Source organism: Bacillus sp. 03113, assembly GCF_006546985.1.
Lineage (GTDB): Bacteria > Bacillota > Bacilli > Bacillales > Cytobacillaceae > VATK01.
Window position 1 is genome coordinate 113557 of record NZ_VATK01000010.1, and the last position, 19632, is coordinate 133188.

A 19632-nucleotide genomic window follows, 5' to 3' on the forward strand; every position below is an offset into this window, starting at 1 on the left:
GCAATCCAAGTTTCTTTTCCTTTTCAATCCTCAATAAAACTGCACAATCGATACAATTTTTACTCGACAGCATTCGAGCTTTTCTTTATGTTCCCCCTTTTCCACTTATCATCACTTAAGGCAGCTCGAATAGACATTCTCAATTTAATTTTGTTAAGATAGAGGAACGAATCTGAAAAATTGAGGAAATAACCATGAAAACAGCCATATATCATAATAAAATCATTCACATCGATCTTATGAATCGAGATAGCTTTCAAAAAATGTATGATGAAGGAAAAAAAGGAGCTTTAATGTGTCCAAGCTGTGGAGAGAAAGTCCGATTTCATTTAGGTATTGAAACAGAGCCTTACTTCTATCATTTAGCATCAAAGGAACATCAATGCCAGGATCTTCATACTAATGTTACCGAACCTGAATCATTGGAATATACAGAAAGAAATGGGTTTCGCTTGCCAAAAACACGCTCTATTACGACAGCAACCGAAAAAATGAGTTTTCGAAAGGCTCAAGCGATCAAATCCTTCTCTTCCTTTTCTTCCAACAAGATAAAAATTCACTCCTTCCCTTTTGACTATTTGAACAAGCTTTCGGAAGCTCAAATTTATCTTGATAACGGCCAAGCGAAGGCAGTCTCTGAAACAGAAGGACCTTTGTTAGTTGTAGCAGGGGCTGGAAGCGGAAAAACAAGAGTGTTAACAGCAAGAACAGCCTTTATGTTAAGTGAACAACTCATCGACCCTAAATCGATTATGCTTGTAACTTTTACAGCAAAAGCGGCGCTTGAAATGAAATCAAGACTCGTTCAGTATCCAGATCTTACACAAGCGAAGGTTAAGCAGCTTGTCTCCGGTACATTTCATAGCCTCTTTTATCGAATATTATCCTTTCACTATCCTCAAAAATGGGTAGGTGAAAAATTACTTAAAAAAGAATGGCAACGCGAATATATATTGAAGGATGCTGGTAAAGAACTTCAGCTTGATGATAAAGAGTTCGCCTATGACGCTGCCTTACAGCAAATTGGCTATTGGAAAAATTCATTGCAGTTCCATCACAAAATAAAGCCTGCCTCCGAATGGGAGGAGAAGGCGTTATTCTTATACAAAAGGTATGAAGAATTTAAACTAAAAGAAGAATTGTTTGACTTTGATGATATGCTGATTGGCTGTTATGAGCTGTTTTTGAATCAACCTGAGATATTAACACTTTACCAAAACAGACTGAAATATTTTTTAATTGATGAATTTCAGGATGTTAATAGAGTGCAATATGAAATCATTAAACTCTTATCCTCTCAAACGAGAAATGTATGTGCCGTGGGGGATGATGACCAATCTATCTATGCTTTCCGCGGGAGTGATCCAAAATATCTTCAAGAATTTGAGAAGGATTTTCCAGGTGCCAAAATTGTGATTTTAGATCAAAATTATCGCTCGAGCCACCAAATAGTCTCGGCTGCCAATCAAATAATTGTAGCAAATAAACAGCGGCGCTCTAAGAGCATGAATGCTCAGTTTGAAACCAATCATCCTCCTATTCTCTTCTACCCATACAATGAAGAGGAAGAGGCAACAATGATCGTGACAGATATTGAAGAAAAAATAAGCAACGGACAGGAACCTAGTGATTTTGCCATCCTCTACCGGACCAACACAGCTAGCCGAGCGGTGTTTGAACGATTAGCAGGCTCAAGCCTTCCTTTTATCATTGAACAAGATTCAGAATCCTTTTACAATCGTTTTATGATAAAAAGTATGCTTGCCTATTTTAAGCTTTCCTTGAATGAAGACGATCAATCTGCTTTAAAAGATCTCCTCCCGTCTTTATTTGTTAAAAAAGGAATTCTTCAAGATATAAAAGCAAATAGTATTTTACAAGATTGTACTTTGCTCGAATCTTTATCAAAAATTGAGACAGGCTTTCCATTTCAAGAGAGAAAATTGAAAAAAATTGTACCTATTACACGTTCTCTTTCTTCCCTTTCTCCGATTCAAGCAATTGAAATCGTTGAAAAAGAGCTTGGTTTTCAAGAATTTATGAAAAAGCGAGGTAATGAAGGGAACAAATGGGAGCGGGGATCTGACGATATAAAAGACTTAAAGGTGGTTGCAAAACAATTTGCTACTATTTCAATGCTTCTCGACCATGCTGATCACATGATTGGAATGAATAACGAAATGAAAAAGCAGAGAGGATCCATTCGAAACGGGATCACACTCAGCACCATTCATCGAGCTAAGGGGTTAGAGTACAAGCATGTTTACATTATCGGAGCTGTGGATGGGAGTATACCACATGATTACGCATTAGAATCATATCGAAATGGTGATCCACTTCCTATGGAAGAGGAGAGACGATTGCTTTATGTAGGAGCAACTCGTGCAAAAGAACAGCTTTTTCTATCTATCCTGCAAGAAAGGCGAGGTAAAAAAGCAGCTCCCTCGAGATTTCTCTTAAAAATAAATAAAGGAGAATGATGTGAGTAGTGCTTTTGTATACACAAAAAAACAGACGTATCCTGAGATGACTATAAGCTAACAATACTTCAGGTGGAGAGTTAACCACCACCTGAAGTATTAACATTATTGTAACTTGTCACTATTTTTTATTAATCATTTTTGAAATCGTATTGATATCCAATTGTTTTCCGCTTGAAACAACAGATTCAACAATTTTATCTTCCATCTCTCTTGTTACTTTCTTTCCAGCTAATTGAGAAACACGTTGGATTACACTGCGAACCGTTTTTTCATCTTTAAAATTTGCGTTTTGTAATGAATTTGCTAAATCAAAAATATCATTCATATTAACGCCCGTTTTCTTTTCAATATTCTTGAAAAAATGATTATTCATCCTGCCCGAAAGCCTCCTTCTCTTGATACTTTATATCGTATGAAGAAGGTAGAAAATGGTGCTAAATCTTTAAGAAAAGCGAAAGCGTCTTGATCAGCCGCGACAGACATAAGACGCAATACGCAGGAAATCCTGATTTCTAGAGTATTGTGGCTTATGATCCGAGCGGCTAGGCGCTGGCCGACTAAGAACGCCACGTCCTGTGGCAACGTCGGCACTAGTACATCCTGTACGTCGGAGCTAGATACCGGTCTGAGTTCCGAAAACTTATACTTACTTTTCCTACTAAAACAGATGAAAAAAATGCCGCCTCATTAAAAAACGACATTTTTTTCACCCTCTACTTTATAGCAACATTAGCAGAAGCTAGCACCAACAATAATTAAAAGAATAAACAAGACAACGATTAATACGAAGGTAGAACAGCCACCCCCATAAAAACCGCCATAACCACAGCCACCATATCCGTAACCGTACATTCAAGTGTCACCTCACTTCTTCTTTATCACTCCTAATATATGCATAAACGCAAAATATGTTTGGGCAAGAAAGAAAAGCGGCCGATTAAGAGCGCCACGGTCTTATGTCTTCATCGGCACTAGTAGCTCCTGTACGTCAAGGCGGCTTGAACAGCCTTAAGTATTTTTTGAAAACTTTATTGAGTCGTCATAAGTATCAATATATAAATTACCATTATAATCTATCTGAGCAAGAAAAATATCATTAATGGATAATTTACGGTTTTCTAGCTGTACCATTAACCACGCATGAGTTAGACCAGCTTTACGAAGGCCTTCATAATAAACAGATCCATCCGTGATAACGGTTTGTGGTACCTTAATAGGTTTATAATTTTGGACAAGATCCTCAATTAAAACCGGCTGTTTTTCTTTTTTTAATAACACACTCAAATCTCCGTTTGAATCTAATGAGGCAAATTCAACATCAGCTAAACTAAACACATTTTTTTTGCGAAGTTGCTCTAAAAGCTCATCCGTACTATATTTTTCCTTTTTCAAATTCTTTTCCAACACATTTCCGTTCTCAATAAAAGTTGTTGATGTCCCTTCAACAAAATCACGAAATGGCTTGCTTTTTAATGACAGTATTGAGATAATCAGCGGAAAAATAGCCCAAATTAATAAAGCTGTTATCCCTTCTGAAAGCTTTAGCCGAGAATCCATCGATATGGTCCCAGCAATGTCTCCAACCGTTATACCTACAATGTATTCAAAAAAGGAGAGCTTAGATAATTGTTTTTTTCCTTGAATCTTTGTAATGACAAATAGTCCTATAATAATAAAAATTGATCGAATTAAAGTGGATAACACTACTTCCATTTTTTCATTACCCTTTAGGTTTAAACAAGAGAGCACCAATAAAACCAAATATAATTGCTGCTGAGATTCCTGAACTTGTTACCTCAAACATCCCTGTTAAAACACCAATTAGACCGTGTTGTTCAGCTTCCTGTAAAGCTCCATGAACTAACGAATTTCCAAAGCTCGTAATGGGTACCGTAGCACCAGCACCAGCAAAATCCACTAATGGCTCATACAAACCAACACCATCTAAAATAGCCCCTGCCACAACAAAAATGCTTAACGTATGGCCAGGAGTCAGCTTAGCGACATCAAACAACAGCTGGCCGATTACACAAATACCTCCACCTATGACAAAGGCCCAAAAAAACATGGCGAGCATATCAATTCCTCCTTCATTATTTGAATAAAAATCCATATCTCATTTGTAAAAGGAAATATATATTTAACATCATTCATTTATTTCAATGGATACAGCATGAGCAATACACGGAATGCTTTCATTTTGCTGATACGTTAATGGAGATAACAGAGCCCCAGTTGCGACAACAAGAATTCTTCTATATGTCCCTTTTTTCATTTCTTTTAGTAAATGACCATATAAAACAGATGCTGAACACCCAGCCCCGCTTCCCCCTGCTTGAACAGGCTGACCTTCCCTATATAAAAGCAAGCCGCAATCCTGAAATTTGTTTCGATCGATTTTCAATCCGCTTTTTGTTAACATTTCGTATGTGGTGCTTTGACCAATTTTCCCCAAGTCACCTGTCACAATTAAATCATAATAGGTTGGATCTATTCGAAGATCTCTAAAATGTGCTGTAATCGTATCGGCAGCTGCCGGAGCCATCGCACCTCCCATATTAAATGGATCTGTTAAACCCATATCAACCACTTTTCCAATGGTTGCTGATGTAGTATAAGGAGTATGATTTTGATTTTGATTCGCCATTAATAGCGCCACCCCAGCACCCGTTACCGTCCACTGTGCCGTTGGAGGCTTTTGACCCCCATACTCAGTTGGATATCGAAATTGTTTTTCAACAGCGGCATTATGACTCGAAGCCCCTGTTAGGATATAATTAGCTCCTTGATTATTAATAATGAGGGAAGCCAATGCTAATCCTTCCATTGAAGTTGAACAAGCACCGAAAATACCTAAAGTTGGAATTTGCAATTGACGAGCAGCCATGCTGGTTGGCGTCATTTGATTAATTAAATCTCCCGCTATAAAAAATTGCACATCTTCTTGCTGAATATTTTTCTTTTTTAACGCTGCCTGAGCCGCTTCCCGCAATAAAACTTTATGAGCTTTTTCATATGATTCTTCGCCCAGCCACAAATCATCATGAAGCACGTCAAATGCTTCTGCTAAAAGTCCATTTGCCTCAAAGGGACCACCTGATACGCCAGTAGATGCAATAACAGGACGATTCTCAAACACCCAGGATTGCTTACCCTTTAACATCAAATAACCCCCAATTGAATTAAAATCGTCTTAATTAACGCAACCACAAAAGCTGAAAAAACTCCAAATAAAATGACCGCCCCCGCAAGCTTAAACATATTTCCCCCAACACCAAGAACAAATCCCTCTGTCTGATGCTCAATCGCTGCGGAAATAACGGCATTTCCAAAACCTGTGACTGGTACGGCGCTGCCTGCCCCAGCAAATTGACCAATTCGATCATAAACTCCTATTCCAGTCAAGATCATCGATAGGAAAATCATCGTGGCAACGGTTGGGTTTCCAGCAGTCTGCTCTGTAAAATCAAAAAAGTAAATATAGAAGTAGGTAATTGCCTGACCAACAACACAAAACAATCCCCCTACAATAAATGCTTTTATACAATTTGCTAAAACAGGACGCTTAAACTCATGCTTGTCTTCTAGCTTTTGATACTTCTTTTGCGCCGGTGTCACCTTCATCATTTTTTTATTCGCCATTTTTTTACTCCCTTACGTTAATTCTTTTTTCAATTCAATAATTTCATTTAACCGTTTGTTCGCTTTTTTCTCAGAAAACTTCGGATCATTCATTTTATTAATCAGTTTGACCGTCTCTAAAAAAATTTTATAATCACTTGAGATAATAAAATCATCCTTCGGATATTGATCCTCTAGTTTTTTATTTATTTTCTTTTCAATCTTCTTCATTTGAAAGCGATCCAAATGCTTGACTTTATACGCTACAAGAATCTTTTTTTTCCCTTGGATGACCGCTACATCATAAATTTCATCGAAAGCTTCAATTTCATGTTCAACTCTTTCAGCCAAGTCTTTTTTATGATCAATCGCTTTCGGTGCGGGATTTGTTGTTTTTAGTAAGGCCAACCTAGTATTATTTTCCTCATTTTTCTGATTACAAGCACTTAGACTTATAAAGATCATTATTGAACAAATTGATATTAAGATTTTATTGAGCATATTTTTCCCTTCCTAATTAAAATGTTGTCTACCTCATATTTTTTCAAGCTTGAGAAAAAATATGAATGCTTTCTCCTAACATCAACATCCAATTATTTCAAATTAAGAAAAGCGGAAGTGCCTTGATCATCGACGTACAAACTGGAGGGGCTTCGACTGAGATAAGACGAACCTTCATCAGGCTGTTCTTTCCCTGATGGTTAGCCTGAGCCGATCAGGTTTCTACGGGCAGTTTTTTATCCACTGTACATTTTTTTGAACATATCTTACTGCCCGTTAAATCGTGATAAAGGAAACACGATGAGCGCAAGCGTTTCAATGTTGACTTATCGTAGGGAGAAGACCTGAAGTTTGCTAGTCGATAGGCGCTGGCCGATTAAGTACGCCACGGCCTTATGTCTTCATCGGCACTAGTACGTCCTGTACGTCGGAGCTAGACACCAGTCGGACTTCCGAAAACTTACTTAATCAAAAAAAAAAGCCGGTTGCCCCGACTTTTTATCACTTATCCTTTTTCTTTGAACATCCACAACTTTTTTTCTTTTTCTTTTTTGATGAGATAAATTGTTTTTTTACACTCTGCATCTTCTTCTCCCCCACCTTTTTTATCTTTTCCTAAGACATTCTATGTGAAAGCGGAGAGCTTGTGTAAAAAAATAGCCTATTTAGTTCTATATTCTATTCAGATTTCCATTTATCTTTATTCTTTTAGTAAAAGCTGAAGAATCGTTTCAATTAAAGCAGCCATTCCTGCAACTGATAATACAAGCAAAATAGGGGCTGTAATAGCTGGAAAATATAAATAAACGATACATAAAAGAACGGTTGACCATACTCCTGTACACCAATAACAGCTTAACAATTCGCCAAAAAAATTTTTTATTAGTCCATCTTTGGGTACATAATAGAGAATAATTTCTCCATTTTGATTCGTTTCTTCTATTTCATTAAAAAATGGGCTTCTGATAAAGGCTGTAATCTTATCAAATACGATCAGCCTTGTTAATCGAAAGCTTGCAAACGCTAAAATGATAAAGTCCATCATGTGTATGTTCAAATGCTTTCTCTCCTCTCCTACTATTCGAAAAAAACTGCCTAATTTTCATAAACAAGGCGTATGTCTGTAACCCATAAGGGCTTCTAACAATATCTTATTAGTGTAAATATCACTAAATTACAATAAGGAGGAAAACATAATGGGTTGTGGGAAAAAAGATGATAAATTCGACTCTAAAGGCTGTGTATGCGATGTAGTTCGAGCTATTAAAGATATACAAGATAATGCCGAAGAAGCTTGTGAATGCCCAACAAATTGTTTCTTAGAACCACTTGGTGCATTAGTATCACCTGCAAAACAGGCAAAAGCTGACACACGTGTATTTGTTTTGAAAACAGCTGATGGATCTCCATTCCATGCATTTTTTAGAGGAACAGACTGCGCTTGTGTTTCAATCTTCTTCCGCGTAGAAGATATTTTTGATAATTGCTGTGCGGTTTTACGTGTAATTGAACCACTAAAGAAAGACCATGGAAAAAAAGAAACACTTGACATCGTAGAGGGTTGCTGCATTGATTTGAAAAAAATTTGTGAATTAGATGCATTCAGAAGTACAAATGATTGTATCACTGTTGATCTCAACTGCTTCTGCGCTGTTCAATGTATTGCAGACGTAAACCTTGGTATTTGTGACTAATAAGGTATAATCATTCCTCAAGGGTACTTAAAAAGTGCTTATAAACCTCATAATAGCTTCGTCTGCCTTAGAAAATTATTTACCTACAGAAACAAGACCCTTGTTGAATGATTAATGTGGACCTAGTCAATTGACTGGTCCTTTCTATTTGTGTAAAACATGGGTATAAAAAAATGAAATGAACTCTCCTATTTTCAAAGAAATCTTATTTTATAGGTGAGTTTTTTTGTTCAAAAATAAGAAAGTATAGCTTTTTTGAATATAGGGGGGTGTCTAGCTCCGACGTACAGGACGTACCAGTGCCGATGAAGATATGCGGCCGTGGCGCTCTTAATCGGCCAGGCGCCATCGGCTCGAGGTCATAAGCTAAACTGGCAAGAAAGGTAAAGAACACCTTTCCCACCAGTTCGTCTTATGCTTGTCGCCGATAAGCGGGCGCCTTGCGTTTTTCTGTATTAGAAGCCTATCATCTTAACTTCTACTAAGGAAGGAATGGATATCTTTTCAGTTTCTTCATTTTGTAATTTTATTTCAATAAACTCTTCTTCTTTATTCAAAAGAATTCCCTTATAGCTGCCTGTCTCTGTTTGAAAAACACACGCAACAGGTGGCAGCTGTTTTGGAAATTTTATGAGATATTCTAATCGTTCCTTTGTATCCATTTCTTTAAAGCTCTTTAGCCTTTTTAAAGAAAATGGTTGATTTTTTGTTGATTGAAATCGTTTTTCATTCTGCTGCTCACGTTCAAATTGCTGAATCGCTTCATGAACCTCAACGGAAGATAAATCCCCCTTTAACTCTTCAGGCAATTCTGATTTCATCCACCCTCCATTTATACCTTTATAGCCATTCTTCTTTCTCTCATCAGCCTTTATGTCTTCTTGCCGAAGCTCTTCTAATTGCTTTGCAAGCTTTTCTTTCTCTGCTTTTTCACGTGAATAAACCTCCTGCATTTTCCAATTAGCTATTTGAAAGCTCGGCTGTTCTATATAAAGAAGTGGTTTCCTTTTTTCCTTGCTATTCATCATTTCTCACACCTCCACAGAGTAGTTTTTCTTACTATATGTATGCGACAAACACCTATACGTTGCTATAGAATAGAAAAAGTATATACAGAAAAAGGGTGAACCTAATCAAAGAGATTAGGCCACCCTTTTTCATAAATTATTAAAACTTGTTTATCTTAAGAGATAATGTGGTAACCAGAGTCTACATGAATATTTTCCCCAGTAATACCACGAGATAAGCTGCTAAATAAGAATAATGCTGTATCACCAACTTCTTCAGGCTCAGTCGTTTTACGTAAAGGTGATTTTTCTTCAATTTCTTTTAGAATAGAGTTAAAGCCGCTAATTCCTTTTGCAGACAAAGTACGGATTGGTCCGGCAGAAATAGAATTTACACGGATTCCATCTTTTCCAAGATCTTCTGCTAAATAACGTACACTTGCTTCAAGAGAAGCCTTTGCTACACCCATCACATTATAGTTTTGAACAACGCGCTCTCCACCAAGATAAGTTAGTGTTACAATGCTTCCGCCTTCAGTCATCAAGCCTCTTGCTTCCTTGGCCACAGCTGTTAAGGAATATGCGCTAATATTATGCGCTAACAAAAAGCCATCACGTGTCGTATTTAAATACTCTCCTTGAAGTTCTTCTTTATTTGCAAACGCAATACAATGAGCAACTCCATGAACCACACCTACAGCTTTTTTGATCTCTGCAAAGCATGCTGCGATTTCCTCATCATTTGTAACGTCACAGGGCAGTACTAGTGAATCTGCTTCCAAAGTAGCTGCTAAGTCTCGAACTCCTTTTTCCATTCTCTCCCCAGCATATGTAAAAATCAAATCCGCCCCTGCATCATGCAGAGAGCGAGCAATTCCCCAAGCAATACTTCTTTTATTCGCAACACCCATAACAACGAATGTTTTTCCCTTTAACGAAAGAGTCATGAATATTTCCTCCCATACTTATTACAAGTTATTAGTACCTAGTCCTAATCTTACTACAATCCTTTTAAAAAGAAAAGGACTGAACATCTAGTTTATATGATCAAAATAGTGATAACCAAGGAGCGAAATCAACATTTTTCACAAAATTCAAGTTCACGCTTTAGATCATCAACATATTCCTTCGTGCCTGTAACTATAAGTCGATCATTCAATTGCAGTTCTGTATCCCCATGGGGCACAATTGAGTCTTTACCACGGAAAATACGTACAAAGATCACATCTCCTGTAAAAGGAAATCTTCTAAGCATCATTCCATGAAAATCTTCATTTTCTAACTTTATTTCATAGAGTGCATTTTCTTGGCTCGTTAAAATTTCTACAATGCTGGGTGATTCAATTAAAGCTAGGAGCAACGTTTGTGAAGCTCTGAAGTTTGAATAAACCTCTATATTTTGTTTTCGTAAAGCTTCCTCAAATTCTGGAGTCTCCATTCTACAAATTACGCGTTCAACATCTTTTTCTTTAAAATAATTTCCTAGAGTGGCATTTATTTCTTGATCACTTGTCGATATAACAACAATATCTGCTTCATGTGTTTCCGTTTGTTCTAAAACCCCTTTAGAGAAATTTTCAAGCTCTACAATCTCAAATAAAGATTCGGCAATTTGCTTATCTTCTTTTTCCTGTTTTTTATGATAAAGGGTTACATCATACAAGGATGATTTTAATTCCTTATATACCTGAAGAGTCATTTGATTTGCCCCAATAATAGATACCCTTATTCTTTTTTCCGTTGCATCTACCTTTGGGAAAAGCTTTTTAAACACAATTGGTGTGATAATACAAGTTAAGATCGCTACTAAAATAAGGGTTCCACTCATTTCTGGTGTGATAACGTTTAACCTTTCTCCAATGGTTGCTGCAGCAATAACTAGAGATAGGGTAGATGTTAATAAGAAGCCTGATGCGATAACTGTTTTTGAATCATACCATATTTTTAATAAATAAATCGGTACTAGCTTTGAAAGCAAGAGTCCGATAAGGAGCAATGGAATCAGCATTAGAAGCTTTGGATCACTAAAAAGAGACCAAATATCCAACTTTACTCCGACCATCACAAAGAATATTGGGATTAAAAAGCCATATCCAAATGAATCGAGCTGGTGAACTAACTTTTGATTTGGAGATAACAAAGAAACCAAAACACCTGCTAAAAAGGCACCTAAAATATTTTCAGCCCCAACGGTTTCCGATAAGGCTACTAAAAAAATAATTAAAGCAAAGACAGCTCTTGTCCCAATTTGAACCGTACCTGCTGACAAATTCTCAATCAGCTTACCACTTTTGAAACGCCTTCCTACAAAGAATAAAATAACTCCAGCTGCAAATAAGACAAGTAAAAGCCAAGTATTTCCTTCTCCACTCTCATATAAAGAGGCAAAGACAGCTAACAAAATCATCGTGACTAAATCCGCAATGACAGCAATGAGCAATATAATTTGTCCAATGCCCGTTTTCATTAGATGAGCTTCCTTTAAAGTTGGTACGACGACCCCTAAAGAAATAGTAGATATGATGAGCGTCATTAGAAAGGCATTTTCAATGAATCCTGCAAATACGAATAAATAAGACAATCCTAGTGAAAAAATAAATATACCTGCAAAAACAACAAACGCAGCAATAAATGTATTAGGTTCTAGTTTTCCACTAGGAAGCTTTTCTCTTTTCTTACCACCAGAAAAAGCAGAAAAATCGATTTCAAGTCCGCTAAGAAACATTAAAAAAATAAAACCAAGGGTTGATAGGATTTCAAGCCAAGAACCTTGATGAACTAGATTAAAGCCGCTTTTTCCTATAATCAACCCCATTATTATTTCAGCAACAACGACCGGCATAAAGGTCAATTTAAATCGGTGTAGTATAATAGGAGTTAAAAAAGCTATGATGATGACAATGACAAGGGATGTAATTGAAGCATGACCTTCCATCTTTCATCCTCCTTTTCATTCATTTTTTTGTTAGGCTGTTTTCTAAATTTTTTTGCTTTTGACATAAAAAACATTGGGAGAAACGTTTCGAAGCAGCCTGCATACACGTAGACTCCTGTGGGAATGCGAGAAAGGCGAGACCCCGCAGGAGCGTATGCGACGAGTAGGCTTGACGCTCGCCCACGGAAAGCGAAGTGTATGCAGGCTGCGTGTTTAAAAGCAACAATCTATACGAAAACTGCCTTTTGTTAAATAGATTATTGTTATTCCCCTTTACAGAAAGCATGTAATGCGGGAGCTCTTTCACCTATAAGACCAGACAAAAGGAGGTTGCCTTATGAGACTGGATATCATCGGTGATATTCATGGCTGTTACGATGAATTGAAAAAATTAACAGAAAAGCTTGGCTATGCTTGGACACATGGTTATCCCATTCATCCGCAAAATCGTAAGCTTGCTTTTTTGGGAGATTTAACAGACAGAGGACCCCATTCACTAAAAGTGATAGAAGTGGTTTCAACATTGGTCAAAAAACGATTAGCCTATTACAATCCTGGAAATCATTGCAATAAACTATACCGCTATTTTAAAGGGAATAAGGTTCAGGTCACTCACGGACTTGAAACTACTGTAGCAGAATATGATGATTTAACTCAAGAAAAAAGAACACTCATTCGAGAAAAATTCATTCATCTTTACGAACAAGCTCCATTGTACCATATTCTTGATGAAGGAAAACTTATTCTTGCTCATGCCGGGATTCGAGAACAGGATATTGGCAAATATAGCTCAAAGGTAAAAACCTTTGTCCTTTATGGCGATATTACAGGTGAGAGGCATCCAGATGGCTCCCCTGTCCGCAGGGATTGGGCAAAAGAATATAAAGGGAATTCGTGGATTATTTATGGTCATACCCCTGTAAAAGAGGCAAGAAAAATAAATCATACTTATAATATTGATACTGGAGCTGTATTTGGTGGAAAACTAACAGCATTAACCTATCCTGACATGCAAATTATTTCTGTCCCTTCATCCATGCCTTTGATTGAAGAGAAATTTAAAACATTTGATTAAACGATTAATCTCCTTTGAAAGCTGGAGGAGAGATCTTCTACCTCCAAAAAAGTGTTTCAGCTCATGAAAATCGATAAAGTGAAACTTCAATCAGTGGGGGTTTTGCGACGTACAGGAAGTACTAGTGCAGACAATGCGACAGGACGTCGCGCTTTTGTCTGCTTCATCCCCCACTGATTGTTAGTCACGCAGAGCCTGATTGACTTTTCTAAGGGCTGAAGCCCAAAAAAAAGTCTTATTTCACCAATCACGCTCATACATGCCACATCCTGTAGCATTCGCCTGACTAGGACTCCTGTCTGTCGTCGGGCTTTTACGAGCAGTTATCCCCTACCTAGGATTGGATTTTTCAATTACACTCAAAACCTAGAGTTGGGGGGTCTTACTGCTCGTTAATGCGGGATAAAATGACTTATATTTCAAAATGCTTTTTCTTATCATTTTGAAGCAAGCCTTTCATATCTTCTGGCAGATCTGATTCAAATGTCATTTTATGCTTTGTAAAAGGATGATTAAAAGAGATTTTTTTACAATGGAGTGCTTGTCTGTTGATATAATGTAAGCTTCCACCATATAAATCATCCCCAATTAATGGATAGCCCAAGTAAGATAAATGGACACGGATCTGATGTGTTCTCCCTGTATCTAACTCCAGTAGGAGATGAGAAAATTGAGTTTTAAGTTTAATGACTTTAAAATGTGTACGGGCAAATTTTCCATCTGGCCGAACCTCTCGTTCAATAATGCTTGAGCTTTTACGCCCAATTGGCATTTCAATCGTTCCACTATCTGCTTGAATCAATCCTTCAACAAATGCTTCGTACGTTCTTTTCACTGATCCTGCTTGTTGTTGACTACTTAATAAATGATGAATATGCTTATGCTTAGCAACTAAAACCACGCCTGAGGTGTCACGATCTAGCCTTGTTACGATATGTACAGTTGCTTCTAACCCTAACTCTTGATAATAGCCTAAAAGTGCATTTGCTAAACTTCCCCTTGGATGTTCTCGAGATGGAATCGTACTTATTCCAGCATCCTTATTTACAACAAGTATATATTCATCCTCATACAAAATTGTAAGAGGAAGTTTTTCAGCTTCAATACCGATACTAGGCTGTTCTAATGGAAATTCAACTAGCAGTCTATCATCATTTGCCAGTTTATGTCTTACATTCACTTCATGCCTATTCACTGCAATTTTTCCGCCTTTATATTTAATTTCGGTTAAAGCAGTATTTGATATTTCTTTTTCCTTTAAAAAGTCTTTTATCATTTTTCCTTCGTCGGACCTGTCAATTATCCATTCAAGCTTAAATTTACTCATTTAATACTCCTGCTAATATTTTTAATCTGCGATAAAAGAGTCGTGCACCCTTTTCCAAAACGGGAACGGACGAAACCGGGCAAAACGTATCTTTTCATCTGCAACCCTGAATTGTATAGACTTTACATTTTGATGCAAAATATTTAAATGATCAATGGTTAACAAAAAATTAGGCTCATTTACAGGCTTTAACACACAAGTATGATGTGATGGCAAAACAAGAGGAGATCCTATGGTTCTATAAACTCGATTGTTAATCGATGCCATTTCAGCTAATTGAATTGCTTGCAAGGATGGATGAAGGATTGCACCTCCAAGCGCTTTGTTATAAGCAGTGCTCCCAGATGGAGTGGAGATGCATAGTCCATCTCCCCGAAATCTTTCAAAATGCTGGCCTCTTATATCGATATCCATAACCAATGTACCCTCAGCACTTTTTACTGTCGATTCATTCAATGCTAAATAACGAGCTGCTTTCTCTCCATGCTGATATGCAACAACTACCTCAACGAGTGGATATTCAATGACTTGAAAAGGAGTATTAGCAATAGCTGTAACAAGGTTATCAATTTCCTCAGGAATCCAGTCAGCGTAAAATCCGAGATGACCTGTATGTACTCCTACAAAAGCCGTTTGATCCAGGCGGTTGCTATAGCGATGAAAAGCATATAGCAACGTTCCATCTCCTCCTATAGAGATTACAATATCAGGTTGTTCCTCATCATATGGAAGCATCAAATCCTCTAATTGAGATTTGATTTTTTTCATAAGAATATTTGATTTTGAATCCCCCTTTGAGGTTATGGCAAACTTCATGTTTTTCAAACTCCTCTTCTTAAAAAAATGTTCTTTAAATTTTCGAATTAAGTTCCGATTGACTCTCGTTTTTACGGCTAAAAAAGACTTGCGCCTCCTGAATTTCTCCTCTAATGATTGACATTTCTTCATCTAAACGAAATGCAGCCTCTGCAGCACTTTTCAATCTCGTTTGAATTTCCTTTGGAATTTGACCCTTATACTTATAATTAAGGGAATGCTCGATGGTTGCCCAAAAATTCATCGCGAGTGTTCTTATTTGAATTTCAACTAAAATTTTCTTTTCTCCGTGAATAGTTTGCACGGGATATTCAATAATGACATGGTAAGATCGATAACCACTGGCCTTGTTATGAGAAATATAGTCTTTTTCTTCTACTATTTTAAAATCATTTCGATTTCGAAGTAATTCAATGACGATATTTATATCTTCAACAAATTGACACATCATTCTAAGCCCAGCAATATCCTGCATTTCTTTTTCTAGTTTAACAAATGAAATTCCCTTTTGATTCGCTTTATTAATGATACTGGCAATAGGCTTTACTCTTCCCGTTACAAATTCAATAGGAGAATGGGCGGGACTAAGCTCGAATTGACTTCTCATTCCCCTGAGCTTTACCTTTAACTCTTCAACTGCTTGTTTATACGGAGCTAAAAAGGTTTCCCATTCTATCATATTCACAGCCCTCCAGTTCTCACATAGATTCGTCCACTGTATCAAGAAAAAACCGCCTCAACCTTTGAAACCATATCTTTTCCGTAGTTGCTGTTTCCTTTAATGTTTTCGACTAAATAAGATAACTCTTCATGAATATTTGTTAACAAAAAAGAATTTTCTCCTTGTTTAATAAATACTGTTGTCTTTTCTTCCATTGCTTCTTTTAGCTTTGGCCATACAGACTCATCTAACACAATATATGTATATTCATCATTTAATTCTGCTAAATAGATAAACGCATGCTCATCTGAGTCAACCAGCATTTGTCCTAATGGCTGAAGATTGTTAAAATACAAATCATCTATCTCTAAATGAAGCTCATTTTTATCATTGAAATTTGATTTTACAATATGTAATTTTTTTCTCATTTTTATACCTCCATACTCTTTTTTATTTTAACATATTTAATAAATATATCCTAAGATTTCCCGTTTTAATGCTAAGAAAGAGCAGACTTTTCTATGAAAGGAAGATGGATCATGTCATCACAGAACATTGAAATTGAATTTAAAAACATGTTAACAAAAGACGAATATAGAAAGCTTATAAATACTTTTGAATTGGAAGAAAGCGCTAAAAAGTCGCAGGAAAATCACTATTTTGATACAAAGGATTTTTTATTAAAATCGAAGGGCTGTGCTTTGCGTATACGTCATAAGCATGGAAGCTATGAAATGACACTAAAACAGCCTTATGAAGAAAATCTTCTTGAAACGAATCAACAACTGACAACAGCTGAGGCAGAGGAAATGATACGCACCGGTCGATTATTGAATGGTAAGATAAAAAAGTATATAGAAGAAATGAATATTCATCCATCTCATCTTATTTATTTTGGTTCTTTAAAAACAGATCGTATCGAAATCAGCTATAAAGATGGAATTCTTGTTTTTGATCATAGTTTCTATTTAAATCAGGAAGATTATGAGCTAGAATACGAAGTAAATGACCGAAAAAAAGGTGCTGAAATTTTTAAAGAGTTATTAGATAACTTAAACATCCCAGTAAGAAAAACCGAAAATAAAATAAAACGTTTTTATGATGCACGTTATCAATAAGTTGATAAACTATTTATTTACCGTTTGAAGGTGGCGAAAGAATCGTGAAGATCGATCAAATAAAAATGATGTTAGAGCTGCAGGCACTGCAGAGTTTAACGAAAACAACGAATGAAACGACAAGTTCATCGGTATTTCAACAGCTGTTCACAAGCATGCTCTCAAACACGGAAACAACAGAATATTCAAATGCAGGAAACAAAAACAGCATAAAGATAGGTACGCTTCCTCCCACACAATTCATCCCTGTTTCAACATCAAGCGTTTCAAAGGAAACAGCTTCAACTCCTTTTTCTTTGGATGAAATCATTAATCAAGCTGCAAGCATCTTTCAGCTACCATCCAAGCTAATACAATCTGTGATAAAAGTAGAGTCTAATTTCAATCCAGATGCAGTTAGCACTTCAGGAGCAGTTGGATTAATGCAGCTTATGCCAGGAACCGCAAAGGGATTAGGGATAAAAAACTCCTTCAACCCTATTGAAAATATAATGGGCGGAAGCAAATATTTAAGACAAATGTTAGATCGATTTGATCAAAATATAGATCTCGCTCTTGCAGCATATAACGCTGGACCTGGAAATGTAGAGAAACATCATGGAATACCACCCTTCAAAGAAACTCAAAGCTATGTTCAAAAGGTGAAAAAGGCTTATTTGGGTTAACGATTTCCATATTGTCTACACTTTCTATTAGGCAAAAATCATTGATATTACTACTTTTCTAAAATAGTAAAAATTAAAGGACTCCGTCAGATTGATATCTGACGGTTTTCTATGGGCATAGACTTCCTTTTTTTTCATAGAGCTATTTGTTTGAGATATGAATGAGGCATTGATAAAATAGAGTGGAATTCTTTTTCAAAGAAAGGCAAAAATAGCTTTTATAAATGATAAAAGTATGTAATCAAACTCATAAAGGAGTTTTCGCAAAATGGTCGAGAAAATATCCACACCCTATGATGCTATTGGCGATGAGACACTTTCACAGTTGGTAGATGCGTTTTACCGCCGTGTAGGACAACATCCTGATCTTTCTCCTATTTTTCCAAATGACTTAACAGAGACAGCAAGGAAGCAAAAGCAATTTTTGACTCAATATTTAGGGGGACCTCCTTTATATACTCTTGAGCATGGGCATCCAATGCTGCGCGCACGTCATTTACCTTTTGAAATAACGAAAGAAAGGGCTGAATCTTGGTTATCCTGTATGAAGCTAGCGATGGATGAGATAGGGCTACATGGACCAATAAGGGAACACCTTTTTTCAAGACTTGTTCTAACTGCAAACCATATGATTAATAGTAATGAAACGGAAATGACGAAAGGTGAGAACACGTGAGGGAAAAAGATTTATTTCAAAACAAGATGACATTCCCCCATTGTCATGGAAACGAGAAAAAACCGTTAGAAATTTATATGTTTATCGACCCGCTCTGTCCAGAATGCTGGGCGCTGGAACCGATTATTAAAAAGCTATTAATTGAGTATGGTCAATATTTTTCTATAAAACGTGTGATAAGCGGTCGGTTAGCTTCGTTAAATTTAAGCCGCAAACAGCATTATGAAAACATCGCAGAGCTTTGGGAAAAAACAGCCAGTCGAACAGGTATGTCATGTGATGGCAGTCTTTGGTTTGAGAATCCGATTTCTTCTCCACACATTGTTTCAATATCTATTAAAGCAGCTGAATTACAAGGAAGAAAAGCCGGATTTCGCTTTTTACGTAAACTGCAGGAAGTGTTGTTTCTTGAAAGACAAAATGTAACGAATTTTGATGTCCTTACGAATTGTGCCAAACAGGTTGGCTTAGATGTAGAAGAATTTATTTCCGATATCCATTCAGATAGTGCTGCAAAAGCGTTTCAATGTGATTTAAAAATTACAGCTGAAATGGATGTCCAGGAAATTCCTTCTCTTGTTTTCTTTAATGAAAATATTGAAGATGAAGGAATTAAAATTACAGGGTACTATCCCTATAGCGTCTATGAACAAATTATTGAAGAAATGCTAGAGATTAAACCAGAACGATCAGATCCACCGCCATTGGAATATTTTCTTAAATATTTTAAATTAGTTGCATCAAAGGAAATTGCAGTCGTTTATAATAAATCGGTCCAAGAAGTTGATATTGAAATGAAAAAACTTCAACTCAAACAATTAGTTGAGCAAATCCCCGCAAAATACGGAGTATTCTGGAAGTATATTGATAAAAAGTAGTGTAAGGCGACAAGTATAAATAAAACACCTATCTATCTATAAAATTCTCCTATGAGAAAAAGACCTTGCACCGGCGCAAGGTCTTTTTCTCATTTAATACGAACAAAGGGGATGGGAGAAATTTTTCACGGTCAAACAAAGGGGTTTATGTTTGCTTGTGATCAACTTCACATCT

General features: G+C 36.6%; 22 protein-coding genes. 7 read left to right on the plus strand and 15 right to left on the minus strand.

Annotated elements, in window-relative coordinates:
- Positions 1-194 precede the first annotated feature (194 nt).
- Entirely contained in the window at positions 195-2480 is a 2286-nt protein-coding gene (locus FDO66_RS11390; protein ID WP_141432769.1) for a UvrD-helicase domain-containing protein, read from the plus strand.
- 121 nt (positions 2481-2601) lie between these two features.
- On the opposite strand, the gene spoVIF is transcribed toward FDO66_RS11390, so the two are convergent.
- The 8 genes from spoVIF to FDO66_RS11430 form a co-directional block, all read right to left on the minus strand.
- Positions 2602-2856, minus strand: coding sequence for a sporulation-specific transcription regulator SpoVIF (gene spoVIF / locus FDO66_RS11395; RefSeq protein WP_141432770.1), 255 nt, complete (start codon positions 2854-2856; stop codon positions 2602-2604).
- Between the two features lie 356 nt (positions 2857-3212).
- Positions 3213-3335 carry a YjcZ family sporulation protein gene (locus FDO66_RS11400; protein WP_141432771.1) on the minus strand — a complete coding sequence of 41 codons (123 nt, stop codon included), beginning with the start codon at positions 3333-3335 and terminating at the stop codon, positions 3213-3215.
- A gap of 156 nt (positions 3336-3491) precedes the next feature.
- On the minus strand, positions 3492-4196 hold the full coding sequence (locus FDO66_RS11405; RefSeq protein ID WP_141432772.1) for a DUF421 domain-containing protein: 705 nt from the start codon (positions 4194-4196) through the stop codon (positions 3492-3494).
- A gap of 7 nt (positions 4197-4203) precedes the next feature.
- Complete coding sequence (gene spoVAE, locus FDO66_RS11410) at positions 4204-4560, minus strand: stage V sporulation protein AE (RefSeq protein WP_141432773.1); 357 nt, start codon at positions 4558-4560, stop codon at positions 4204-4206.
- A gap of 69 nt (positions 4561-4629) precedes the next feature.
- Positions 4630-5646: a stage V sporulation protein AD gene (spoVAD, locus tag FDO66_RS11415; RefSeq protein WP_141432774.1), complete on the minus strand. Its 1017-nt coding sequence runs from the start codon at positions 5644-5646 to the stop codon at positions 4630-4632.
- Positions 5646-6125, minus strand: coding sequence for a stage V sporulation protein AC (gene spoVAC, locus FDO66_RS11420; RefSeq protein ID WP_141432775.1), 480 nt, complete (start codon positions 6123-6125; stop codon positions 5646-5648). Before spoVAC ends, spoVAD begins: the two co-directional genes overlap by 1 nt.
- 12 nt (positions 6126-6137) lie before the next feature.
- Entirely contained in the window at positions 6138-6605 is a 468-nt protein-coding gene (locus FDO66_RS11425; RefSeq protein WP_141432776.1) for a YhcN/YlaJ family sporulation lipoprotein, read from the minus strand.
- 700 nt (positions 6606-7305) lie between these two features.
- On the minus strand, positions 7306-7662 hold the full coding sequence (locus tag FDO66_RS11430; RefSeq protein WP_141432777.1) for a DUF1360 domain-containing protein: 357 nt from the start codon (positions 7660-7662) through the stop codon (positions 7306-7308).
- Between the two features lie 139 nt (positions 7663-7801).
- On the opposite strand from FDO66_RS11430, the gene FDO66_RS11435 reads away from it, so the two are divergent.
- Positions 7802-8299 (plus strand): CotY/CotZ family spore coat protein, encoded by a 498-nt coding sequence (locus tag FDO66_RS11435; protein ID WP_141432778.1) that lies wholly within the window; start codon positions 7802-7804, stop codon positions 8297-8299.
- Between the two features lie 455 nt (positions 8300-8754).
- On the opposite strand, the gene FDO66_RS11440 is transcribed toward FDO66_RS11435, so the two are convergent.
- From FDO66_RS11440 to FDO66_RS11450, 3 genes are all read right to left on the minus strand, one after another.
- Positions 8755-9327, minus strand: coding sequence for a CotO family spore coat protein (locus tag FDO66_RS11440; RefSeq protein WP_141432779.1), 573 nt, complete (start codon positions 9325-9327; stop codon positions 8755-8757).
- A gap of 155 nt (positions 9328-9482) precedes the next feature.
- Entirely contained in the window at positions 9483-10253 is a 771-nt protein-coding gene (gene fabI, locus FDO66_RS11445; protein WP_141432780.1) for an enoyl-ACP reductase FabI, read from the minus strand.
- A 128-nt stretch (positions 10254-10381) separates the two neighbouring features.
- Positions 10382-12241 (minus strand): monovalent cation:proton antiporter family protein, encoded by a 1860-nt coding sequence (locus FDO66_RS11450; RefSeq protein ID WP_141432781.1) that lies wholly within the window; start codon positions 12239-12241, stop codon positions 10382-10384.
- A 337-nt stretch (positions 12242-12578) separates the two neighbouring features.
- On the opposite strand from FDO66_RS11450, the gene prpE reads away from it, so the two are divergent.
- A complete protein-coding gene (prpE, locus tag FDO66_RS11455) occupies positions 12579-13316 on the plus strand; it encodes a bis(5'-nucleosyl)-tetraphosphatase PrpE (RefSeq protein ID WP_141432782.1) in 738 nt (245 codons plus the stop codon).
- 412 nt (positions 13317-13728) lie between these two features.
- Here prpE and FDO66_RS11460 read toward each other — a convergent pair whose 3' ends face one another.
- The 4 genes from FDO66_RS11460 to FDO66_RS11475 are packed head-to-tail and all read right to left on the minus strand — an operon-like array spanning position 13729 to position 16548.
- Entirely contained in the window at positions 13729-14643 is a 915-nt protein-coding gene (locus FDO66_RS11460) for an RluA family pseudouridine synthase (protein WP_141432783.1), read from the minus strand.
- Between the two features lie 21 nt (positions 14644-14664).
- The gene (locus tag FDO66_RS11465) at positions 14665-15591 is read right to left on the minus strand and encodes an NAD kinase (protein WP_141432784.1); all 927 of its coding nucleotides are present in this window, start codon (positions 15589-15591) and stop codon (positions 14665-14667) included.
- A complete protein-coding gene (yjbM, locus tag FDO66_RS11470) occupies positions 15494-16138 on the minus strand; it encodes a GTP diphosphokinase (RefSeq protein WP_141432785.1) in 645 nt (214 codons plus the stop codon). The genes FDO66_RS11465 and yjbM overlap by 98 nt, the downstream gene beginning before the upstream one ends.
- A 41-nt stretch (positions 16139-16179) precedes the next feature.
- On the minus strand, positions 16180-16548 hold the full coding sequence (locus FDO66_RS11475; protein ID WP_141432786.1) for a UPF0738 family protein: 369 nt from the start codon (positions 16546-16548) through the stop codon (positions 16180-16182).
- A 111-nt stretch (positions 16549-16659) separates the two neighbouring features.
- Between FDO66_RS11475 and FDO66_RS11480 the strand changes: the two genes are divergently transcribed.
- The 4 genes from FDO66_RS11480 to FDO66_RS11495 all read left to right on the plus strand — a co-directional run bounded on the left by FDO66_RS11480 (position 16660) and on the right by FDO66_RS11495 (position 19457).
- Complete coding sequence (locus FDO66_RS11480; RefSeq protein ID WP_141432787.1) at positions 16660-17238, plus strand: CYTH domain-containing protein; 579 nt, start codon at positions 16660-16662, stop codon at positions 17236-17238.
- A gap of 44 nt (positions 17239-17282) precedes the next feature.
- Complete coding sequence (locus FDO66_RS11485) at positions 17283-17903, plus strand: lytic transglycosylase domain-containing protein (protein WP_141432788.1); 621 nt, start codon at positions 17283-17285, stop codon at positions 17901-17903.
- Positions 17904-18171: 268 nt separating this feature from the next.
- On the plus strand, positions 18172-18579 hold the full coding sequence (locus FDO66_RS11490) for a globin domain-containing protein (RefSeq protein WP_141432789.1): 408 nt from the start codon (positions 18172-18174) through the stop codon (positions 18577-18579).
- A gap of 26 nt (positions 18580-18605) precedes the next feature.
- Positions 18606-19457, plus strand: coding sequence for a ClpXP adapter SpxH family protein (locus FDO66_RS11495; RefSeq protein WP_141432842.1), 852 nt, complete (start codon positions 18606-18608; stop codon positions 19455-19457).
- The last annotated feature ends 175 nt before the right edge of the window (positions 19458-19632 follow it).

Coding starts and splice junctions, on each gene's coding strand:
- FDO66_RS11390 (WP_141432769.1), top strand. CDS start 195: ATGAAAACAGCCATATATCATAATAAAATCATTCACATCGATCTTATG.
- FDO66_RS11450 (WP_141432781.1), bottom strand. CDS start 12,241: ATGGAAGGTCATGCTTCAATTACATCCCTTGTCATTGTCATCATCATA.
- FDO66_RS11475 (WP_141432786.1), bottom strand. CDS start 16,548: ATGAGAAAAAAATTACATATTGTAAAATCAAATTTCAATGATAAAAAT.
- fabI (WP_141432780.1), bottom strand. CDS start 10,253: ATGACTCTTTCGTTAAAGGGAAAAACATTCGTTGTTATGGGTGTTGCG.
- FDO66_RS11425 (WP_141432776.1), bottom strand. CDS start 6,605: ATGCTCAATAAAATCTTAATATCAATTTGTTCAATAATGATCTTTATA.
- FDO66_RS11440 (WP_141432779.1), bottom strand. CDS start 9,327: ATGATGAATAGCAAGGAAAAAAGGAAACCACTTCTTTATATAGAACAG.
- spoVAD (WP_141432774.1), bottom strand. CDS start 5,646: ATGTTAAAGGGTAAGCAATCCTGGGTGTTTGAGAATCGTCCTGTTATT.
- FDO66_RS11435 (WP_141432778.1), top strand. CDS start 7,802: ATGGGTTGTGGGAAAAAAGATGATAAATTCGACTCTAAAGGCTGTGTA.
- FDO66_RS11460 (WP_141432783.1), bottom strand. CDS start 14,643: ATGAGTAAATTTAAGCTTGAATGGATAATTGACAGGTCCGACGAAGGA.
- prpE (WP_141432782.1), top strand. CDS start 12,579: ATGAGACTGGATATCATCGGTGATATTCATGGCTGTTACGATGAATTG.
- FDO66_RS11405 (WP_141432772.1), bottom strand. CDS start 4,196: ATGGAAGTAGTGTTATCCACTTTAATTCGATCAATTTTTATTATTATA.
- spoVAC (WP_141432775.1), bottom strand. CDS start 6,125: ATGGCGAATAAAAAAATGATGAAGGTGACACCGGCGCAAAAGAAGTAT.
- FDO66_RS11490 (WP_141432789.1), top strand. CDS start 18,172: ATGGTCGAGAAAATATCCACACCCTATGATGCTATTGGCGATGAGACA.
- yjbM (WP_141432785.1), bottom strand. CDS start 16,138: ATGATAGAATGGGAAACCTTTTTAGCTCCGTATAAACAAGCAGTTGAA.
- spoVAE (WP_141432773.1), bottom strand. CDS start 4,560: ATGCTCGCCATGTTTTTTTGGGCCTTTGTCATAGGTGGAGGTATTTGT.
- FDO66_RS11495 (WP_141432842.1), top strand. CDS start 18,606: ATGACATTCCCCCATTGTCATGGAAACGAGAAAAAACCGTTAGAAATT.
- spoVIF (WP_141432770.1), bottom strand. CDS start 2,856: ATGAATAATCATTTTTTCAAGAATATTGAAAAGAAAACGGGCGTTAAT.
- FDO66_RS11465 (WP_141432784.1), bottom strand. CDS start 15,591: ATGAAGAAATGTCAATCATTAGAGGAGAAATTCAGGAGGCGCAAGTCT.
- FDO66_RS11480 (WP_141432787.1), top strand. CDS start 16,660: ATGTCATCACAGAACATTGAAATTGAATTTAAAAACATGTTAACAAAA.
- FDO66_RS11400 (WP_141432771.1), bottom strand. CDS start 3,335: ATGTACGGTTACGGATATGGTGGCTGTGGTTATGGCGGTTTTTATGGG.